Here is a 20,505-nt window from a genome sequence, read left to right on the forward strand (position 1 = left end):
AATGGGGGGTCGGGGGCCCCGGAACGATTGAGTGGACCCTAGACCGCTTCGCGAGTGACTGTGAAGGTAGACGGCTGGGTATTAATACAACCGTTTCACATCTGTGCCGTGACCCATGGGTGCATTTCCGATGGCGGCGTGTCGAACCGGGCGTCCCTTTACCACGGGAGCTCCTCGGGCGACACCCCCATTGTCGCGCACGTGGGTTCCCGGAAATGGCGCGCACATTATCCGGTCATGGGATGAATTAACTTTCCGACCCGGTGTCCGTTTTCGGGCCTCGGGGCCCGATGTCGCCGGAGGGTCCCGCCCGGCTTATGATCTGCGGATGACCACACCCCTTGACGACGCGGCGCTGACCGCGTTCCTCGAACGCCAGGAGTCCGCCTGGCTGGCCGAACAGCTCATGCTGGTCGCCGACGAGGACCCCATCACCCGGATCCGGCTGACCGCCGCGGCCGGATCCGAGAGCGCCGTGGACGGAGCGCGCGCCGTCGTCCTCGCCGGCGTGGCGGACCACGTGCCGCAGGAGAGCCCCGAGGGATCCGGAGACGACGCCCTGCACCGGCTCCTGGACCTGCTGGACGACCTCGCCGACTACGGGTTCGAGGACGACTCGGCCGACATCGCCGACGAGGCGCGCGAGATCTACCTCAGCCGCCACGGGGAGGACGGCGGCGAGTGCCTGGCGAGGCTGCACGTACTCGCCGACGACGAGGACGACGACGAGGAGTAGCCGGGCCGGGGCCGGGGACGGCTCCGACGCGGTGCTACAGACCGCACCAGCGGCGGACCTCGGTGCTCCACAGCGCTATGTTCACGACGATGGAGGCGACCGCCGCGAGGGTCCCGGCCAGCAGCAGCGGCGTGTCCGCCAGCCGCGCGGCCGTGTACAGAGCGGACAGGGAGACGCCCAGCGCGACCACGGCACCCGCCTGGGCGGCGCGCCACAGGACGTGGCCGCCACGGCGCACCGGCACGGCCAGTGCCGCCAGGACGACGCCCGCCAGGGCGGAGGCGGCCATCAGGAAGCGCAGGCCGTCCGCGAACTCCTCGGGCAGGCCGGAGGCCGACAGGTCCCAGGCCAGGTAGGAGAGCAGGCCGTAGGCGGGTACCGCGGCGAGCATCGAGGCACAGGTCTGCCGTACGTCCAGAGGGGGCCGCACGCCCGGCCGGCGCACCGCGACGAGGCCCAGGGCGCCGACCCTGGCCGCGCCGAGGAGGCGGAGGACGGTCGCCACGGTGGACGACGCCGTGGACCGCGCCGTGGACCGCGCCGTGGACGGCGCCTTGGAGGGCGCCTTGGAGGGCGCTTGCGCGGAAGCTTCCGAGCGCTCTCCGGAGGATGCCTCGGAAGGCGCCTCCGGGGCCTCTTCGACAGACGCCGCGGGCGGCGTTTCGGGAGATGCCACGGGGGACGAAACGGAATCTTGCATGACGAACAGGGTTGCGTGCCGAGCGCGGCCCGTGCAAGGTTCCTGCGAACCCGCGTGCGAATGGTGACCTGACGGTGACGTGCCCGCGGCCGTGCCGGGGCCCTCAGTCCCCGGTGGCCGGGGCCCGCGCCGACCGCAGCCGCTGCTCCACGTACTCCAGGGCCTGCTCGACGAGCGTGTCGATGTCGTTGCGGATGTCGAACTCCCGGCCCGGTTCGTCGGCACCGAGCGGTTCGAGGGTCTCGAACTGCGACTCCAGCAGCGCGGGCGGCATGAAGTGGTCCCGGCGCGCCTCGATGCGCTCCCAGATCACCTCGAAGCTGCCGTGCATGTGCAGGAAGTACACCCCGGGAGCACCCTGGCGCAGGACGTCGCGGTAGCTGTGTTTGAGGGCGGAACACGCCATGACCGTGGACTCGCCGCGGGCGTCGTGCTCGGCGATCCACCCGGCCAGCTTGTCCAGCCACGGCCAGCGGTCGTGGTCGGTCAGGGGGGTCCCCACCGCCATCTTGTCGATGTTGGCCCGTGGATGGAAGTCGTCGGCCTCGGCGAAGGAGAGTCCGAGCTGCCCGGCCACGCCTTCGGCGACGGTGGTCTTACCGCTGCCCGAGACGCCCATGAAGACGAAATGCATGGTTTCTCCGTGTCGTGGTGCCCCTGCGCGGCCGCAAGCGCCACCATTAATAGTGATATCAATCGATCCGACTAGGCTTCAGCCTGACCCCCGTCCGAACGTGGCCGGCCGGAGGGTTCCGGAGCGCGAGGAGAACGATGGGCACTGACCACCGCACACTGCACAACCGGGTGTTGGCGGTGCTCGGGCCCGCCATCGCCGCGGACGAGTACGCGCCCGGCCACACCTTCACCCTCCAGGGCCTCGAACAGGACTTCGGCGTCTCCCGGACCGTCGCGCGCGAGGCCGTACGTGTCCTGGAGTCCATGCGGCTGGTGGTCAGCCGTCCCCGTACGGGCATCCGCGTGCGCCCGCGCAGGGACTGGAGCGTCTTCGACCCCCAGTTGATCCGCTGGCGCCTGGCCGGGGCCCGGCGGATGGAGCAGCTTCGCTCGCTCAACGAACTGCGCGCCTCCGTGGAACCCGGCGCCGCCGCCCTCGCCGCGGTGCGCGGCGACGCCGAGGAGCGGGCCCAGCTGGTGGTGGTCGCCGACCAGATGGTCCGCACCGGCCGTGCCGGCGATCTGGAGACCTTCCTGGATCTGGACATCACCTTCCACCGCCGCATCCTGGAGTTGTCCGACAACGAGATGTTCGTCGGCCTGGCCCAGGTCGTGTCGGAGGTCCTGGTCGGACGCACCTCCTATCACCTGATGCCGCGCAACCCGCGCCCTGAGGCGCTGCGGCTGCACAAGGCCGTGGCCCAGGCCATCCGGGACGGCCTCCCCGACGTCGCCGAAGCCGCGATGCGCTCCATCGTCACCGAGGTGGCCGTCGCCCTGGAGGAGCCGGACGGCGATCGGAGCACGCGGACCGCGCCCTGAGGGGCGGGCGGTGGGTTCCGCCCGCCCCGGTGTCACAGCACCAGGCTGAGGCCGAACGCGAGCCCGAAGCCGATGAAGCCGATCAGGGTCTCCATGACCGTCCAGGTCTTCAGTGTCGTCTTGACATCCATACCCAGGAAACTGCCGACCAGCCAGAACCCGGAGTCGTTGACGTGCGACAGGGCGGTGGCTCCGGAGGCGATCGCGATGACGATCAGGGCCAGGTCGATCGAGGACAGCCCCGGGGAGGCCGCCACCGCCGGGGCGATCAGGCCCGCCGCCGTGGTGAGGGCGACGGTCGCCGACCCCTGGGCCACACGCAGCGCGAGCGCGATGAAGAAGGCCGCCACGATCACCGGCAGGCCGGTGGACTCCAGGCTCTCGGCGAGGGCGCCGCCGATTCCGCTGACCTCCAGCACACCGCCGAACATGCCGCCCGCGCCGGTGATGAGGATGATGGCGCACACCGGGCCGAGGGCACCGCCGACGATCTCCTCCACCCGCTGGCGGGTGAAGCGGCCCCTGCTGAGCACGACCATGGCGAAGAGCACGGCGATGAGCAGTGCGATCGGGGTCTCGCCGAGCAGCTGGGCGGCCTGCACCCATCCGGCGTCCCCGTTCACCGTGCCGGTGGCGGCCAGGGTGCTCAGGCCGGTGTTGACGAAGATCAGCAGCATCGGCAGCAGGAGGATGCTGAGCACGGTGAACAGCTTCGGCGGGTCGTCGTGCTTGACGGTGCCGTCGGACATGATGTCGTCGGGGACGGGCAGCTCCCACCGCTTCCCCGCCCACAGGCCGTACAGGTAGCTGGCCAGGTACCAGGTGGGAACGGCCAGGACGGCGCCGACCAGCAGCACCAGGCCCATGTCGGCGCCGATCTCGATGGCGGCGGTGACCGGCCCGGGGTGCGGGGGCACGAAGGCGTGCATGACCGCGAAGGCGCCCGCCGTGGGCAGGGCGTACATGAGCACGGGGCCGCTGAGGCGGCGGGCCACGCTGAAGACGATCGGCAGCATGACGACGAGGCCGACGTCGAAGAAGATCGGGAAGCCGAAGAGCAGCGACGCGACACCGAGTGCGAGCGGCGCGCGACTCTCTCCGAAGAGCCTGATCAGGGCCCCGGCCAGGACGGCCGCACCACCGGTGATCTCCAGCAGGCGGCCGATCATCACGCCGAGTCCGACGAGCAGGGCGACGCTGGCGAGTGTGTCGCCGAAGCCGTACAGGAGGGTGGGCACCACCCCGGAGGCGGGGATGCCGGTGGCCAGAGCGGTCAGGACGCTGACCAGGATGAGCGCGACGAACGCGTGCAGTCTGAGTCGGATGATCAGGAACAGCAGGAGGGCGATGGCGCCCGCCGCGATCCCGAGGAGGGGGCCCGTTCCGTAGACGGGTTCGAAGTTCTCCACGCCGGAGCCTTCCGTCGGTGTGCGGGGTGCGGGGTCGCGCCGGAGCACGGACCCGACCTGCTCTGGGGGCAGGCTCCGAGAATGGTAATACCATTTGTGAGGTTCTGTGAACACTCGCGCCACACTTCTCCCATTTGATCGGATCGTGACCCCGGCCACTCCCCCCGAGCGCCCGGCCCGCACGGGGCCCGCGCGCCGCGCCGTGCGGCGGCATCGCGCGGGGGGACACCCCCCGACAGGCGGAGATGACGCGAAAACGCCCCCGCGGCCACCCCGGTCCTGCGAAGCTGGCCCCGCCGGGACGGAGTGCGCCCGCCCCCGGCGCGAGCGGCACGCGGACGAAATCCGCCCAGACCCCAACATTGACAGCACACTGTCGATTTGACAGCATGTTGTCATGAGCGCAGACACCAGGAAGACCGTTCACCTCGCCGTCTACGACCAGCTCGCCGACTGGGAGGTCGGGCACGCCACCGCCACCATCCGCAACGGCGACTGGCAGCGCGACCCCGGCCGCTACGACGTGGTGACCGTCGGACTCACCGGTGCCCCCGTCACGACCGCCGGGGGGCTGACCATCCTGCCGGACATCACCCTCCCCCAGCTCCAGCCCTCCTCCAGCGCGATGCTGATCCTGCCCGGCGCCGACGGCTGGGACCTCGATCCCGAGTCCTTCTCCCTCTTCGCCTCGGCCGCGGGCATCTGGCTCGACGCCGGGGTGCCGGTCGCCGCCATCTGCGGCGCCACCGCCGGGCTCGCCCGCGAGGGCCTGCTCGACTACCGCGACCACACCAGCGCCGCGCCCGAGTACCTGCTGTCCACCGGCTACGCCGGCACCGGCCGCTACCGCTCCGCCCTCGCGGTCACCGACGACGGGCTCATCACCGCAGGGCCCACCGCGCCCCTGGAGTTCGCCCGGGAGATCTTCGCGGCCCTGGACCTCTACACGCCCCGCGTCCTCGACGCCTGGTACCGGCTGCACGCCGAGCACGACCCGGACGCCTACCACGTGCTGCTGGAGGGGGCCTGAGGATGACGCAGTCCGAGGACAGCTACTCCGACCTGCTCAGCGGGGCCGCGCTCACCGTCTTCCGCCTCAACGGCCAGTTCCTGTCGGTGGCCGAGGAACTGGCACGCACCGCCGGCCTGACGGCCGCGCGCTGGCAGGTGCTCGGCGCGGTGACCGACGAGCCCCTGCCGGTGTCGGCGGTCGCGCGCCGCTTCGGCACCACCCGTCAGAGCGTGCAGCGCATCGCCGACCTGCTGGTGGAGCAGGGGCTGGCCGAGTACCGCCCCAACCCCGCGCACAGCCGGGCCAAGCTGCTCGCGCCCACCGAGCGGGGCCTGGCCGCCCTGCACCGGATCGACCCCGGCCACAGCCGGGTGGCCGAGGCCCTGGTGACCGAGCTCGGGGAGGAGGACGCCGAGCACGCGCTGGAGTCGCTGCGCCTGCTCTCGCGGGCCCTGGACCGGATCGGGAACGGGTGAGGCCCGGGCAGTATCGTCGGTGACGTGCCCGGCCTCCCGGTCCCGTCCCCGAGGCCGGCCGGTCACGCGTCCCACGAGGAGGAAACCGCCATGATCGACCTGCGCTCCGACACCGTCACCCGCCCCACCAAGGCCATGCGCAGGGCCATGGCCGAGGCCGAGGTCGGCGACGACGTGTGGGGCGAGGACCCGACCGTGCGGGAGCTGGAGGAGGAGACCGCCGGGCTGCTGGGCAAGGAGGCCGCGCTGTACGTGCCCTCGGGGCACATGGCCAACCAGTTGGGCCTGTACGTGTCCACCCGCAGCGGTGAGGAGGTGTGGGCGCACGAGCACCACCACCTCATCGGTGACGAGCAGGGCGCCACGGCGGTGCTGGCACGGGCGCTGCCGCGCCTGTACTCGGACGGGACCGCTCCGACCGACGAGCTGCTGGAGTCGTGGATCGCGGGCCGGGGCGACGTCCACCGGGCCGAGCCCGCGCTGGTGTGGCTGGAGAACACGTTCACCGGCCGGGTGGTGCCGCTGGCCGAGCAGCGGCGCGTGACCGGTTTCGCGCACCGGCACGGACTGCGCGCCCACCTGGACGGGGCGCGGCTGTGGAACGCGGCCGCCGCCCTCGGGGCGGCCCCCGCCGAGGTCGCCGACGGGTTCGACACCGTGTCGGTGTGCTTCTCCAAGGGCCTGGGCGCCCCGGTGGGCTCGGCGCTGGCGGGGGACGCCGACACGGTGCTGCGGGCCCGGCGCGGGCGCAAGATGCTCGGCGCGGGGATGCGCCAGGCCGGCATCATCGCCGCCGGGGCCCTGTACGCGCTGCGCCACCACCGGGAGCGGATGGCGCGGGACCACGAGCGCGCCGCGGAGCTGGCCCGGCTGGTCGCCGAGCTGTCCGGGCTGGACGCGCGGGCGCGGACCAACATGGTGCTGGTGCGGACACCGGCCGGGCAGGGCTCCCGCTACGCCGAGGCCTTCGCGCGGCACGGGGTCGCGGGACTGGGGATCGGCGACGCGGTCCGCCTGGTGGTGCACCTGGAGATCACCGACCGCGACGTCGAGGAGGCCGCCCGGCGCGTGGCCAAGGCCGCCGTGGAGCTGTGACGCCCACGGCCGCCCAGGTCAGTGCGGCGGTGGGCGGCTAGGGTGTGTCGGCGGGTGCCGCCCGTCACCCGGCGCCGCACGTGTCCGCCGGCCTCGCCCCGGACCGTGCCGATCACCCGCGCCGCCGACCGGGACATGCCGCGCGTCACATCACGTAGTAGCATGTGCGTATGACATTGTCGTACTAGAGAGTGGTAGCACCGCAATGCCGGGAAGAATCCAGTCGATCGAACGCGCGGCGGCCATCCTGCGGATCCTGGCCACCGGCGCCCGGGGGCTGAGCCTGGCGGACATATCGCTGTCCCTGGAGCTGCCCAAGGGCACCGTCCTCGGCATCCTGCGCACCCTCCAGCACGTCGGCTTCGTCGAACAGGACCCCGAGTCGGGGCGCTACCGCCTGGGCGGGGGCATGCTCAGCCTCGGCACCCGCTACCTGGACGGCAACGAGCTGCGCACACGCGCCCTGAACTGGGCGGACAGCCTGGCCTCGCGCAGCGGCGAGAGCGTGCGCATCGGCACCCTGCACAAACACCAGGTGCTCGTGGTGCACCACGTGTTCCGCCCGGACGCCTCCCAGCAGACGCTCGACGTGGGCACCCTCCTGCCACTGCACGCCACGGCCATCGGCAAGGTCCTCATGGCCTTCGACCCCCTGGCCGCCCCGGAGGAGGACCCGGCCGCCGCCGAGGCCGGCGGGGACGCGTTCCTGACCTCCTTCACCCGGCACACCATCACCTCCCCCGCCGCGCTGGAGCGGCAGCTGGACGAGGTACGGGACAACGGCTGGGCCTGGGAGGCCGAGGAACTCGTGGACGGCGAGGTGTCCATCGCCGCGCCCATCCGGGACCGGCGCGGCACCACCGTCGGCGCCATCGGGGTGCGCGGCGCGGTCGAGCGCATGCGCGGGGACGGGGGCAAGCCCGACATGGAGCAGGTCTCCTACGTGCGCGACGCCGCCCGGGCCGTCTCCCGCGACCTGGGCTCCACGCCGTACTGAGGCCCCACGCGAGTCCGTCCGCCGACCGCTCCAGCGCGTCGGCTTCCGCGCACTCACCCCTCCCTGACACCGTTGCAGCCTCCGACCCGGCGGGCGGCGTGACGCACGCAACACGATTGAGTCACACGGCCTTGACATGGGAAGGAAAGACGGATGAAACTAACGCCTAACCATACGTCAATGTCGTACAGCGTGCGGGTATAACCGGATCCACGTGCGTGCGGCCCCCGCTTCCGAGCCCTCCCCACCCTGAAGGCGAGCACCCGATGAGTCAGCAGTACGTCGCCGCGATCGACCAGGGCACCACGTCGAGCCGCTGCATCCTCTTCGACCGTGACGGACGTATCGTCTCGGTCGACCAACGCGAGCACAGGCAGATCTTCCCCAAGCCCGGATGGGTCGAACACGACGCCGAGGAGATCTGGGCCAACGTCGAGGTGGTCATCCGGGAGTCCCTCGACAAGAACGACATCACTCCCGACCAGATCGCCGCCATCGGCATCACCAACCAGCGTGAGACCACCCTGGTCTGGGACCGCGAGACCGGTGAGCCCGTCCACAACGCCATCGTCTGGCAGGACACCCGCACCGACGAGCTGGCCCGCGAACTCGGCGGCGAGGCCGGTCAGGACCGCTTCCGCGACAAGTGCGGGCTGCCGCTGGCCACCTACTTCTCCGGGCCCAAGCTGCGCTGGCTGCTCGACAACGTCGACGGCCTCAGCGAGCGCGCCGAGCGCGGCGAGGTCCTGTTCGGCACCATGGACACCTGGATCATCTGGAAGCTGACCGGCCGCCACGTCACCGACGTGACCAACGCCAGCCGCACCATGCTGATGAACCTGTCCACGCTTCAGTGGGACCCCGAGATCCTGGACGCCATGGGCATCCCCGCGGGCATCCTTCCCGAGATCCGCTCGTCCTCGGAGGTCTACGGCGAGGCCCGCGGCCACCTGGCCGGAACCCCCGTCGCGTCCGCGCTCGGCGACCAGCACGCCGCCCTGTTCGGCCAGACCTGCTTCGACCCCGGCGACGTCAAGGGCACCTACGGCACCGGGACCTTCCTGGTGATGAACACCGGCACCGAGCCGGTGACCTCCGAGAACGGCCTGCTCACCACCCTGGGCTACAAGCTCGGCGACGAGCCGGCCGTGTACGCCCTGGAGGGCTCCATCGCCGTCACCGGCTCCCTGGTGCAGTGGCTGCGCGACAACCTGGGCCTGATCTCCACCGCGCCGGAGATCGAGACGCTCGCACGCACCGTGGACGACAACGGCGGCTGCTACATCGTGCCCGCCTTCTCCGGCCTGTTCGCCCCGCACTGGCGCAGCGACGCACGCGGTGTCATGGCGGGCCTGACCGGCTACGTCAACAAGGGCCACATCGCGCGCGCCGTCCTGGAGGCGACCGCCTGGCAGACCCGCGAGGTCGTCGACGCGATGAACGCCGACGCGCCGACGGAGCCGACCACGCTGAAGGTGGACGGCGGCATGACCGCCGACAACCTGCTCATGCAGATCCTCTCCGACGTGCTCGACACCGAGGTCGTCCGGCCGATGGTCGCCGAGACCACCTGCCTGGGCGCCGCCTACGCCGCCGGGCTCGCGGTGGGCTACTGGCCCGACGTGGAGACCCTGCGCGCCAACTGGCACAAGGCGGCCGAGTGGACCCCGAAGATGGACTCCGCCGTCCGCGAGCGCGAGTACCACAACTGGAACAAGGCCGTGCGCCGCACCCTGGACTGGGTCGAGCACGAGGACGGCGAGTAGTCCGGGGCGCACGCCCCACCCACCGAACGACCGACTCCCAGGGGCCCCGGCTGCCACCTTCGGCCCCTGGGAGCGGCCCGCGGGACGCCTGAGGCGGCCCGCTCCATCCCATCCCTGTGACGGGTGTGTCTGATTATCCCCCTGTGTACCGCCCTGTCGGTCCGCACCGGAGGATGCGACCCCCGTGACCCTGTTTCCCCCTCACGGGGCGGAGGTCCCCATGGTGTATCTGGCGGAGTTCATCGGTACGGCGATCCTGACACTCCTCGGCGGCGGTGTCGTCGCCGGTGTCTCACTCGCACGGTCCAAGGCCCTCAACGGGGGCTGGATCGTGGTCACGCTCGGCTGGGGCATGGCGGTCGCGATGGCCGTCTACGTCGTCGGCGCCACCAGCGGCGCCCACATCAACCCGGCGGTCACGCTCGGTCTGGCCAGCATCGGCGAATTCGACTGGGCGCTGGTGCCCGGCTACGTCCTGGCGCAGTTGGCCGGCGCGTTCGCCGGCGCCGTCCTGGTCTACCTGGTCTACCTCCCGCACTGGAAGGTGACCGACGACCCGCAGACGAAGCTGGGCGTCTTCAGCACGATCCCGGCCGTGCGCAACCTGGTGACCAACGTCCTCACCGAGGTCATCGGAACCGCGATGCTGCTCCTGGGCGTCCTGGGCATCGGCTCGAACTCGGGGTACGTCTCGGTCGAGGGCGGTGTCGACCTGAGCGGCCTGTTCACCAACGGACTCGCACCGCTGCTGATCGGCCTGCTGGTGCTGGCGATCGGCCTGAGCCTGGGCGGTCCGACGGGTTACGCCATCAACCCGGCCCGCGACCTGGGGCCGCGTATCGCGCACGCGGTGCTGCCGATCCCCGGCAAGGGCCCCTCCGACTGGGGATACGCCTGGGTCCCGGTGGTGGGGCCCCTGGTGGGCGGCGTGATCGGCGCGTGGATCTGGCAGCTGACCGGCTTCGGGGGCTGACCAGGTCCCCGCATCCCACCCAGGGCGCCCGGCGTGTTCGCCGGGCGCCCTCACTCTGCCGGTGGGCCCCCGGGGCGCGGGGCTGCCGGACCGGACAGGCTTCAACACATGGTGTTCGACAATGCCGCACAACTTGTACAACATGTGCTCACATGCGTCTCCTCCGCAACTCCAGAGTGCCGGTTCCCCGACCAGGAACCCGACAGCGGGCCCCTGACGGCGCCGAACCGCCCCTCCTTCTTCACTACCGTTCGGCATTGTCGTATTATATGGCTGGTACTCGCCTGAAACGCGGAGCCCGTTCAGTCTCACGCGAGACCCCCGCCATCCCTCCGAACGGACGGAGCACCAGCCATGACCATCAACGCCAGCCCGCACCGCACCGCCTCCACGCGCTCCCGCACCCGGGACGAGCTCACCCGGGGAACCTTCGACCTCCTGGTCATCGGCGGCGGCATCCTCGGCACCTCCGTCGCCTGGACCGCCACCCAGGCGGGTCTGCGCGTGGCCATGGTCGACGCCGGGGACTTCGCCGGCGCCACCTCCAGCGCCTCCTCCAAGCTGGTGCACGGCGGCCTGCGCTACCTCCAGAGCGGCCAGGTGCGCCTGGTCGCGGAGAACCACCGCGAGCGCCGCTCCCTGGCCTCGGACGTGGCCCCGCACCTGGTCAGCCCCATGCCGTTCCTGGTCCCCGTCTACTCCGGCGGACCGCACAGCGCGGCGAAGATGGGTGCCGGGGTGTTCCTGTACTCGGCCCTGTCGGCCTTCGGCGACGGCGTGGGCCGCCTGCTCTCGCCCGCCCAGGCGCAGCGGCTCGCCCCCGGCCTGCGCACCGACGGCCTCCGGTCGGTGGCCGCCTACAGCGACCACCAGATGAACGACAGCCGGATGGCCGTCATGACCGTGCGCGCCGCCGTGGACGCCGGGGCCGTGGTGCTCAACCACGCCGAGGTGGCGGGCCTGCGCACCACCCGGGGCAGGGTCAGCGGCGCCGACCTGCGCGACCGCGTCGACGGCGGCGAGTTCGGGATCGACGCGCGGGTGGTCCTCAACGCCACCGGCCCGTGGGTAGACCGGCTGCGCCGCATGGAGGACCCGTCCGCCCCACCCAGCGTCCGGCTGTCCAAGGGCGCCCACCTGGTGCTGCGCACCCCCGAGCCGTGGCGCGCCGCGCTGACCATCCCCGTGGACAAGTACCGGGTGTCGTTCGCCATCCCGTGGGAGGGCAGGCTGCTCCTGGGCACCACCGACGAGGAGTACACCGGCGACCCCGCCGAGGTGTCGGTGCTGCCCTCGGACGTCGACCAGATCCTGGGCGAGGCGAAGCTGGGCATCGACGCCCCCTACCTGGACGCCTCCCACGTCGACTACTCGTTCGCGGGCCTGCGGGTCCTGCCCGGCGGGCCCGGCGGCACCAGCGCGGCCAAGCGGGAGACCGTGGTCAGCCAGGGCCGGGGCGGGATGCTGTCTGTGGCGGGCGGCAAGTGGACGACCTACCGGCACATCGGCCGGACCGTCCTGGAGGAGCTGCGCCGGGTGAGCGCGGTACCGCTGGCCGAGGACATGGCCGACCCGCTGCGGATGGTGCCGCTGCCCGGCCTGGCCAGCCCGGACGCGGTGACCCAGCGGCTGATCACCGACCGCGCCCCCGGCGCCCGGATGGACCCGCTGGTCTCCCGGCACCTGGCGTCGCACTACGGGAGCCTGGCGATGGACATCGCGGCGCTGGTGCGCGAGGAGCCGGAGCTGGGCGAGCGCGTCCACCCCGACGGCCCCGACATCTGGGCGCAGGTGGTCTTCGCCCGGGACCACGAGTGGGCGGTGACCGCGGACGACGTGCTGCGCCGCCGCACCACCGTGACCGTGCGCGGCCTGGACACCCCGGAGGTGCGCCGACGCACCGAGGCGCTGCTGGGCGGATGAGCCCCTCGCGGGGCGCCGCGGCCCGGGGCCGCCCGTGGAGGGCGGCCGCGGGACGGCCGCGCGCGTGGCGCGGCGGCCGGGTCCGGGCCGGGGCCCGGCAGACACGCGAACGCCCCGGGAGGCTCTGCCTTCCGGGGCGTTCTGCGACGTCTACGTCTTAGATGCCGACGACGTTCTCGGCCTGCGGGCCGCGGGTGCCGGCGACGACGTCGAACTCCACGCGCTGGTTCTCCTCGAGGTTGCGGAAGCCGCTACCCTGGATCGCGCTGTAGTGAACGAAGGCGTCGGGGCCACCGTCGTCGGGGGAGATGAAGCCGAAGCCCTTCTCGCCGTTGAACCACTTCACAGTTCCCTGAGCCATGTTTTCTCCTTCAGCTCGGTGTACACGGACGCATACTCACGTCCGAGAATTGCCGCGAGCCGACTCCAAGAGAAACCGCCCGCCGGTCACAAACTCCGCGGGCAAGACACCAACTGCGAAATTCAACGACTAACAATCTTCTACGAACTTACCACAGCCCGCAGCCTCGGCGGAGGATCTCGGTGTGGCAACACGCACGGCCCCTCCAGGGAATACTCACGACCGAACGGGGTACACGCGTGTGGCACGCGTGACGGTGACCCGGATGTCACGTTCTGTTCACGTCGTGGATGTCGACGCACCGTTCGCGCACCTCAGGCCCCATGTCCCCGTGTCCGGTCCGTCAGCGCCCCTGGCGGGGTCCGCACCAGCACGCGAGCCCGCGCACCCATCCGCGAATCCGGACCGCGTGCCCGGGTTCGGGCACGAATTCCGTCCTTCGGCGGCCGAATACCACGGTTATGCGAGAAGAGGCCGGGAAACGCCGAGGCGCCCGCGGGGGGTGAACGGGCGCCGGACGGGTAAGGGGCGGGAACCTCAGCCCTGGTCGATCCCCACGAAGTGGTTCTCCTCGACCTCGATGAGCGGTGCCGACTCCTCGTCGGGAGCCGTCGGCAGTGTGACGTCCTCGGGCGGATTGGCCTTCAGCTCGGCGTCGACCTCCGCCCAGGTGCGGTGCAGCTGCGGCACGCAGGAGAGCAGGTGGCGGCTGTAGGGGTGCAACGGGTTGTCGAACACCCTGGCCGTGGGCCCCATCTCCGCGATCGCGCCCTTGCGCAGGATCACCGACTTGTCGCTCACGTAGTTGCCCAGCGACAGGTCGTGGGTGACGAACAGGATGCCGAGCCCGCGCTCCTTGAGGTCGGCGAGCAGGTTCAGCACGTCGATACGCGTGGAGGCGTCCAGCATGCTGATGATCTCGTCGGCCACCAGCAGCTTGATGTCCAGCAGCAGCGCCCGCGCGATCAGCAGCCGCTGCAACTGGCCGCCGCTGAGCTGGTGCGGGTACTTGCCGAGGACGTTGCCCGGGTCCAGGCGCACCGTGGCCAGCGCGTCCAGCACCTTGTCCCTCCAGTCCGCGTCCGACGTCCGCGGGAAGTAGGAGGTGTGGATCATCTCGAAGACCCGGTCGGCCTTGAAGATCGGGTTGAAGCAGCTGAACGGGTCCTGGAAGACCCCCTGCACCCGGCGGTAGTACTCCTTGCGCGCGGAGTGTCCCCGGATCGTGGTGATGTCGGTGCCCTCGAAGGTGATCCGCCCGGAGGAGGGCCTGGTCAGCCCCAGCACCATCTTGCCGATGGTGCTCTTGCCGCTGCCGCTCTCACCGATCAGGGAGACGACCTCGCCCGGCTCCACCGTCAGGTTGACGTCGCGTACGGCACGCAGGCGGCCACCGCCGAACGCGCCCACCTTGTACACCTTGTGCACTTGGCTGAGTTCCAGCACGGTCTATCTCACCCCGTCTTCCAGCAGGCGGCCCAGTGGCCGGGTTCGATCTCCACCAGCGGCGGCTGTTCGGAGCACTTGGAGAACGCCATCGGGCAGCGGTCCTTGAACCGGCAGCCGGTGGGCGGATTGAGCAGGCCCGGCGGGGTGCCGGGGATGCCCTCCAGGCGGCCCTGCACCATGGTGGAGCCGACCTCGGGCAGAGCTCCGATGAGCATCTGGGTGTAGGGGTGCTTGGGCTCGTTGATGATGGTCGCGGCGGGCGCCTTCTCCACGATGTGGCCCGCGTACATCACCATGATCGTGTCCGCCATCTGGTACACGAGCGAGATGTCGTGGGTCACGAAGATCATGCTCTTGACGTATCCGCGGTCGCGGAACTCCACCATCGACTCTGCGACGGCCCGCTGCGTGGACACGTCCAGGGCCGAGGTGACCTCGTCCGCGATCAGCAGCGACGGGTCGAGCAGGGTGGAGATCACCATGACGACGCGCTGCTTCATGCCGCCGGACAGCTCGATCGGGAACCGGTTGAGCACGTCCGTGTCCAGGCCGACCAGTTCCAGCCGGCGGTTGAGCTCGTCGGCGATGTCGGCGGGCCGGACACCGCGTGCGCGCAGCAGCTCGTTGACCATCCGCCCGATCTTGCGGGTGGGGTTGAGCGCGCTCATCGCGTACTGCGGGATGAGCGAGATCTCGCGGTACCGGAGGGGGACCATCGCGTCGTCGTCCGCGATGGGCACGTCCTTGCCGTTCAACTCGATGGTGCCGCCGACGTGGCGCATCCGCGAGTCCAGGCGGATCATGCTCTTGCCCAGGGTGGTCTTGCCGCAGCCGGACTCGCCGGCCAGGCCCATGATCTCCCCGTCCGCGAGGTCGAACGTGACGCCGTCGAGGGCGCGGACGTCCCCGCGCAGGGTCTGGTAGTAGACCTTCAGGTCGTTGACGCGCAGGGTCATTACAGCTCCCGCAGCTTGGGGTTGAACACTTCGTCCAGCCCGACGTTGAGGATGTACAGCGAGCCCACGATCGCCGTGATGCCGAGCCCCGGTGGGATGAACCACCACCACATGCTGAGTTGCAGGGCGCTCCACTGGCTGGCGCTCTGCAACATCAGTCCGAGGGACACGCCGCCCGCCGGGCCGAGGCCGATGAAGTCCAGGCCGGCGGCGATCAGGATGGCTCCGCCGAAGAGCAGGATGAAGGACATCACCAGGTAGGAGCTCATGTTGGGAGCGATCTCGGTGGTGATGATCTTCCACGTGCGCCGACCGCTGAGCCGGGCCAGGTCCACGTAGTCGCGGGTGGCCAGCGACAGCGCCTGGGAGCGGACCGCGCGAGCCGCCCACGGCCAGGAGGTCAGACCGATGAACAGTCCCTGCACGAACAGGCCGCGCGCCTCCAGGTAGGCGATCGCGACGATGAGGACGACCATGGCGGGAAGGACCAGGACCACGTTCGTGATCATGTTGAGGATCTCGTCGATGATCCCGCCCTTGTACCCGGCGACGAATCCGACCGCCGTGCCGATGACGAAGGCGACGCCGCCGCCGAACACGCCGATGAGGAACGTGGAGCGCAGCCCGTACACGAACTGGGCCCAGATGTCCTGGCCGAACGTGGTGGTGCCGAACCAGTACTCACCGCTGGGCGGCTGGGTCTGCGGGCCGACGTACTCGTTGGGGTCGTGGCCGATGAAGAGCGGGCCGATGATCCCGAGCAGCAGGAACGTGAGGACGATGCCCAGGCCGATGAGCAGCTTGGGGTTGCGCCGGGCGAAGTGCAGGGTCTCGGAGAACCTGCGCTCACCGACCGGTTCCGGGGAACCGGCGGAGTCCGCGGTTCCCGGTGCTCCAGCGACGCTCGTCATGAGGAGCCTCCCGTCATCTGGACCCGGGTGCGCGGGTCGATCAGTACGTAGACGATGTCGATGATGAAGTTGGCGATCAGCACCCCGACGACCACGAACAGGAAGACCCCCTGGAGCAGGAAGAAGTCCCGGTTGTTCAGGGAGTCCAGGATGAGGCTGCCGAGGCCGGGGTAGTTGAACACGATCTCGGTGAGCAGGGAGCCCGCGATGATCGTGCCCAGCTGGACCGCCAGACCGGTGATCTGCGGCAGCATCGCGTTGCGGAACGCGTAGCGGCGGATCAGCTTGCGCGGGGCGCCGAGGGCCTGGAGGTAGTTGGCGTAGTCCGCCTCCAGCTCGTAGATGATCATGTTGCGCATACCGATCGCCCAGCCGCCGAGCGCCACCAGGAACATGGACAGGAACGGCAGGAACCAGTGGGAGATCAGGTCGGAGATGAACAGCCAGCTGAACTCGGGGCGCAGGGAGAAGCTGTAGCCGCCGGAGGCCGGGAAGATCCCGGCGACGATGCCCAGGCTCCAGGCCAGCAGCAGGGCCAGCCACATGTACGGCGTGGCGGTGAGGATGTACCCGACCGGCAGGACCGTGTTGTCCAGGATCTTGCTCCGGGCGGCGAAGGCGCCGAAGCGGTTGCCGACGACCCAGCTGAGCAGGATCGCGGGGAGCAGCAGGGCCAGGGTGTAGGGCACCGCCCCCAGGATGATGTCGGTGACCGGCTCGGGATAGCGCATCACGCTGATGCCCAGGTCGCCCCGGAGCAGACCCGCCCAGAAGTTCAGGTACTGCTCGTACAGGGGAGCGTTGAGGCCGAACAGGTTCTCGTAGTAGCTGGTCATGGCCTCCAGGGCTTCGGGGTCACTGACCTGAGCGCGGGAAAGCATGCTCTGGACGGGATCGCCCGGCATGAAGCGCGGAATCATCCAGTTGATGGTGACCGCGACGATGAACGTAAGCAGGTAGACGAAGAGCTTACGACCGATGTAGCGCCACACACGTTCCTCCAGGTGATGGCGGCGGACAGTCGAGCGGCCCCGGCGGGGGCACGGTGCGGGCCCTGTGGAAGACCCGTACCGTGCCCGTCGCCCGGGGCTCCCCCGGCAGGGCATCTCTCGCGCCGTGCCCCGGCCGGGGGTGGGGAGTGGTCAGCGGGATGGAGGGGGAGTGTCTCCCCCGCCCCTACTCGACCGGTTCGATCTCCGCGAGAGTGGTGATGCCGCCCTGCTCCATCCACCCGTTCCAGAGGGTGGGCGCGCTGTTGGGCGTGTCCTCGTGCTCACTGGGCCAGTTGGTCCAGTTCGTGTTGGTGGACTGCGCCCAGAGGCCGTTGTACCAGAGCGGGATGGCCGGGAGCTCGGCCAGCTGGATCTCCTGCAGCTTCGAGGTGATCTCGGCCGCGGCCTCGACGTCGTCCACGGGCACCGCCGCGAGCTGCTCGGTGAGGTCCCACGCCTCCTCGCTCTCGTAGCGGTGGAAGTTCACCGTGGTCTGCTGCTCCTGGACGGGCATCTGGAAGAGGTAGTCGTAGTAGGTCCACGGCGTGTTGCTCAGCTGCCGCTCGTTGTTGATGACCAGGTCGAACTCACCCGAGTTGCGGTGGTCCCTGAGCAGGGCCTCGTCCGGGAACTCGGCCGTGATGTTGATGCCGACCTCCTGTGCGTGCTCCGCGATCAGGCGGGCCGCCTCCATCCAGTCGGTCCAGCCGGAGGGAACCTCCAGGGTCAGCTCGATGGGCTCGCCGTCGGGCGTCTCGACGAAGCCGTCGCCGTCCTCGTCGAGGTAGCCGGCCTCCTCCAGGAGGCCCACCGCCTCGTCCGCGTCGTACCTGAAGCCCTCCTCGGCGACCAGTTCCTGGTCGATGTAGGCGTCCCACTCGGGCAGCAGGCCGGTGGGGTTGGCCGGCTCGACGAGGTTGGCGTAGGGGCCCTCGACGATCTCGGTGATGTTGATGGCGTGGGCCAGGGCCTGGCGGAACTCCACGTCGTCGAGCGGGGCGCGGGTGGTGTTCGGCACCAGCCACGCCGTGTTGGCGCTCTTCATGTACGGGGGACCGTCGTAGAAGCTGGTGACGTTCTCGTTGCTGTTGAGGACCTGGTCGATTCCCGGAAGGAAGTTGTTCGAGAGGTCGACCTCGTTCTGGTTCAGCATGCCCATCGTCACCTCGTTGGAGGCGTTGACGATGTCGACGATGTAGCGCGCGTCCATGTCCATGTCGAGGGCTTCGACGCCCCACCAGTCGTCGTTGCGCTCCCAGATCATGCGGTCGTCCGCGTGCGACTCGTAGACGTAGGGGCCGGTGCCGACCGGGTTCTCGTTGGCGCTGTCGGTGACCGCGGTCTCCTCCATGTCGCCCCAGATGTGTGCGGGGAGGATGGGGTTGGAGTAGGCCCAGTTCATCCACTCCTGCGGACGGCTCTCCGAGAAGGTGACGGTGACCGTGCGCTCGTCGGTGGCCTCGACGCTCTCGACGTAGTTCCAGACGTTGCTGTAGGAGACTCCGTCGATCTTGCCGAGCTCCAGCGTGGTCACGACGTCGTCGGCGACCAGGGGCTCTCCGTCGGTCCACGTGATGCCCTCACGCAGGGTGATCTCGTGCACGGTGTCCGAGACCCACTCGTCGCTCTCGGCGAGCCAGTGCACGTACTCGCCGGTCACCGGGTCGTAGTGGAAGAGCGACTCGTAGACCAGGCCGATCGTGCCGACCGCGTAACCTCCCCTCATCATGGGGTTCCAACTGGTCGGCGCCGACCACGCCGTACCCGTGGTGTACAGGGTCTCGGCCCGGGGGTACTGCCCCGTACCGCCGCCTTCTTCCCCGCCGCCACCCGAGCATGCAGTGGCCGCGATGGCCAGTGCCGCGAGTGCCGCCGGAAGCCGCAGAGACTTCATCTCGACTCCTCCTTCCACCCGGCCGACCCGTGGGGGGAGTCCCCTCCATGACGCGGAGAGGTGGGAGCGCTCCCAGTAGGGGGCGCGCAGGGTCGTTGCTGAACCGGGTAAGTGACGTTAACAACAACACGTCCGACGGAAGCCCGTCAATGCCCGACACTTCGCTGTTACTCGCTTGTAACAGCACAGATGCGGGTATGTCAGTAAGTTCGCCCCCGCTGAACCGGTTCCGCACGCACGCTCACGCCCCCGCCTGGCGGGGACGGCGGGCAGTCGGCGTTCGGACGCCCAGGGGGAGCACGGGGGGCGGGACGGGCCCCTCAGGTCACGCGCCCAGGGGTCCGGTGCTCGCCCGCGGGTACAGCTCGCCCCGGGAGACCTCCCGCTTCTCCACCGGCCCGCCCTTGATCGTCGCGCCCAGCATCAGCGCGGCCATGCGGCCGTAGGAGACGACGTCGCGGGCGATCGCGGTCAGCGACGGGCGGACCAGCCGGCACAGCACCGAGTCGTCCCAGGCCACGATGGACAGCTGGGAGGGCACGTCGACGCCCATCTCGTGGGCCACGCCCAACCCGGCCACGGCCATCAGGTCGTTGTCGTAGACCAGCGCGGTAGGCCGGTCCTGGGTGGCCAGCAGCCTGCGCGTGGTCTTCGTGCCCGCCTCACCCGTGTAGTCGGCGTAGACCGAGCGGGCCTCACCCAGGCCGGCCTGCTCCGCCGCGTCCAGGAAGGCGCCCACCCGCGCCCGGGTGTGCACGAACTCCTCCGGGCCCGCCACGTGGACGATGCGCCGGTGGCCGAGAGCGGCCAGGTAGTGGACGACCTCGCGCATGGCACCGGCGTCGTCGGTGTACAGGCAGGGCAGGGGATCCGCCCCCTCGGGGCCGCCCAGGAGCACGGCCGGCAGGGGGAGCTCCTCCACCACGCGGACACGGGGATCGTCCACGCGCAGGTCCACCATGACCACGCCGTCGACGCGGCGCTCGGCCGACCAGCGCCGGTAGGCCGCGATCTCGGCGCCCATGTCCTCGGTGACCTGTAGCAGGAGGTCCACCCCCGAGGAGGCCAGCTCCGTCTCGATACCCGAGACCAGCTGCATGAAGAAGGGCTCCAGGCCGAGCGAGTGGGCGGGGCGGTCCACCACCAGGCCGATCGCTCCGACCCGGCCGCCGGGCGAGAGCGCCCGCGCCGGGCTGCTGGGCGCCCAGCCCAGGTCATGGGCGATCGCCAGGATGCGCCCACGGGTCTGCTCCGAGACCCCCGGGCGCCCGTTGAGGGCATACGACACGGCACCTTTGGACACCCCGGCGGCCTTGGCGATGTCCATGATGGTCGGACGCCGCATCAGTCCCCCCATT

19 protein-coding genes are annotated in these 20,505 nt (G+C 70.3%); 9 read left to right on the plus strand and 10 right to left on the minus strand.

All coding sequences use genetic code 11. The annotated features are described in order from the left end of the window. The first annotated feature begins 328 nt into the window (after positions 1 to 328). Entirely contained in the window at positions 329 to 736 is a 408-nt protein-coding gene (locus NOSIN_RS16740; RefSeq protein WP_077691649.1) for a hypothetical protein, read from the plus strand. Between the two features lie 34 nt (positions 737 to 770). Here the strand turns inward: NOSIN_RS16740 and NOSIN_RS16745 are convergent, their stop codons facing one another. Next, positions 771 to 1,241: a hypothetical protein gene (locus NOSIN_RS16745; RefSeq protein ID WP_077691650.1), complete on the minus strand. Its 471-nt coding sequence runs from the start codon at positions 1,239 to 1,241 to the stop codon at positions 771 to 773. 298 nt (positions 1,242 to 1,539) lie between these two features. Next, a complete protein-coding gene (locus tag NOSIN_RS16750) occupies positions 1,540 to 2,070 on the minus strand; it encodes a gluconokinase (protein ID WP_077691651.1) in 531 nt (176 codons plus the stop codon). Positions 2,071 to 2,207: 137 nt separating this feature from the next. On the opposite strand from NOSIN_RS16750, the gene NOSIN_RS16755 reads away from it, so the two are divergent. Continuing rightward, positions 2,208 to 2,933, plus strand: coding sequence for a FadR/GntR family transcriptional regulator (locus NOSIN_RS16755; RefSeq protein WP_077691652.1), 726 nt, complete (start codon positions 2,208 to 2,210; stop codon positions 2,931 to 2,933). 32 nt (positions 2,934 to 2,965) lie between these two features. On the opposite strand, the gene NOSIN_RS16760 is transcribed toward NOSIN_RS16755, so the two are convergent. Then, the gene (locus tag NOSIN_RS16760) at positions 2,966 to 4,342 is read right to left on the minus strand and encodes a GntP family permease (protein ID WP_077691653.1); all 1,377 of its coding nucleotides are present in this window, start codon (positions 4,340 to 4,342) and stop codon (positions 2,966 to 2,968) included. Positions 4,343 to 4,739: 397 nt separating this feature from the next. Between NOSIN_RS16760 and NOSIN_RS16765 the strand changes: the two genes are divergently transcribed. The 7 genes from NOSIN_RS16765 (at position 4,740) to NOSIN_RS16795 (ending at position 12,584) form a co-directional block, all read left to right on the plus strand. Then, a complete protein-coding gene (locus tag NOSIN_RS16765) occupies positions 4,740 to 5,372 on the plus strand; it encodes a DJ-1/PfpI family protein (protein WP_077691654.1) in 633 nt (210 codons plus the stop codon). 2 nt (positions 5,373 to 5,374) lie between these two features. Then, the gene (locus NOSIN_RS16770) at positions 5,375 to 5,830 is read left to right on the plus strand and encodes a MarR family winged helix-turn-helix transcriptional regulator (protein WP_077691655.1); all 456 of its coding nucleotides are present in this window, start codon (positions 5,375 to 5,377) and stop codon (positions 5,828 to 5,830) included. A gap of 90 nt (positions 5,831 to 5,920) precedes the next feature. Next, the gene (locus NOSIN_RS16775) at positions 5,921 to 6,925 is read left to right on the plus strand and encodes a threonine aldolase family protein (RefSeq protein ID WP_077691656.1); all 1,005 of its coding nucleotides are present in this window, start codon (positions 5,921 to 5,923) and stop codon (positions 6,923 to 6,925) included. A gap of 205 nt (positions 6,926 to 7,130) precedes the next feature. Beyond that, positions 7,131 to 7,922, plus strand: a complete 792-nt coding sequence (locus NOSIN_RS16780) for an IclR family transcriptional regulator (RefSeq protein WP_077691657.1) — start codon at positions 7,131 to 7,133, stop codon at positions 7,920 to 7,922. Between the two features lie 266 nt (positions 7,923 to 8,188). Then, entirely contained in the window at positions 8,189 to 9,688 is a 1,500-nt protein-coding gene (glpK, locus tag NOSIN_RS16785) for a glycerol kinase GlpK (RefSeq protein WP_077691658.1), read from the plus strand. 220 nt (positions 9,689 to 9,908) lie between these two features. Further along, positions 9,909 to 10,661, plus strand: coding sequence for an MIP/aquaporin family protein (locus NOSIN_RS16790; protein ID WP_077691659.1), 753 nt, complete (start codon positions 9,909 to 9,911; stop codon positions 10,659 to 10,661). A gap of 354 nt (positions 10,662 to 11,015) precedes the next feature. Next, complete coding sequence (locus NOSIN_RS16795; RefSeq protein WP_077691660.1) at positions 11,016 to 12,584, plus strand: glycerol-3-phosphate dehydrogenase/oxidase; 1,569 nt, start codon at positions 11,016 to 11,018, stop codon at positions 12,582 to 12,584. A gap of 157 nt (positions 12,585 to 12,741) precedes the next feature. Here the strand turns inward: NOSIN_RS16795 and NOSIN_RS16800 are convergent, their stop codons facing one another. The 7 genes from NOSIN_RS16800 to NOSIN_RS16830 form a co-directional block, all read right to left on the minus strand. Next, positions 12,742 to 12,945: a cold-shock protein gene (locus NOSIN_RS16800; RefSeq protein WP_077691661.1), complete on the minus strand. Its 204-nt coding sequence runs from the start codon at positions 12,943 to 12,945 to the stop codon at positions 12,742 to 12,744. 537 nt (positions 12,946 to 13,482) lie between these two features. After that, positions 13,483 to 14,391, minus strand: coding sequence for an ABC transporter ATP-binding protein (locus NOSIN_RS16805; RefSeq protein ID WP_077691662.1), 909 nt, complete (start codon positions 14,389 to 14,391; stop codon positions 13,483 to 13,485). Positions 14,392 to 14,399: 8 nt separating this feature from the next. Continuing rightward, on the minus strand, positions 14,400 to 15,350 hold the full coding sequence (locus tag NOSIN_RS16810; protein ID WP_077691663.1) for an ABC transporter ATP-binding protein: 951 nt from the start codon (positions 15,348 to 15,350) through the stop codon (positions 14,400 to 14,402). Further along, complete coding sequence (locus NOSIN_RS16815; protein WP_077691664.1) at positions 15,350 to 16,261, minus strand: ABC transporter permease; 912 nt, start codon at positions 16,259 to 16,261, stop codon at positions 15,350 to 15,352. The genes NOSIN_RS16810 and NOSIN_RS16815 overlap by 1 nt, the downstream gene beginning before the upstream one ends. Beyond that, a complete protein-coding gene (locus tag NOSIN_RS16820; RefSeq protein ID WP_077691665.1) occupies positions 16,258 to 17,253 on the minus strand; it encodes an ABC transporter permease in 996 nt (331 codons plus the stop codon). Before NOSIN_RS16820 ends, NOSIN_RS16815 begins: the two co-directional genes overlap by 4 nt. Before the next feature lie 184 nt (positions 17,254 to 17,437). Next, a complete protein-coding gene (locus tag NOSIN_RS16825; protein WP_077691666.1) occupies positions 17,438 to 19,147 on the minus strand; it encodes an ABC transporter substrate-binding protein in 1,710 nt (569 codons plus the stop codon). A gap of 325 nt (positions 19,148 to 19,472) precedes the next feature. Next, positions 19,473 to 20,492 (minus strand): LacI family DNA-binding transcriptional regulator, encoded by a 1,020-nt coding sequence (locus NOSIN_RS16830; RefSeq protein ID WP_077691667.1) that lies wholly within the window; start codon positions 20,490 to 20,492, stop codon positions 19,473 to 19,475. Positions 20,493 to 20,505: the final 13 nt, after the last annotated feature.

It is taken from the genome of Nocardiopsis sinuspersici (assembly GCF_001998325.1).
Classification (GTDB): domain Bacteria; phylum Actinomycetota; class Actinomycetes; order Streptosporangiales; family Streptosporangiaceae; genus Nocardiopsis; species Nocardiopsis sinuspersici.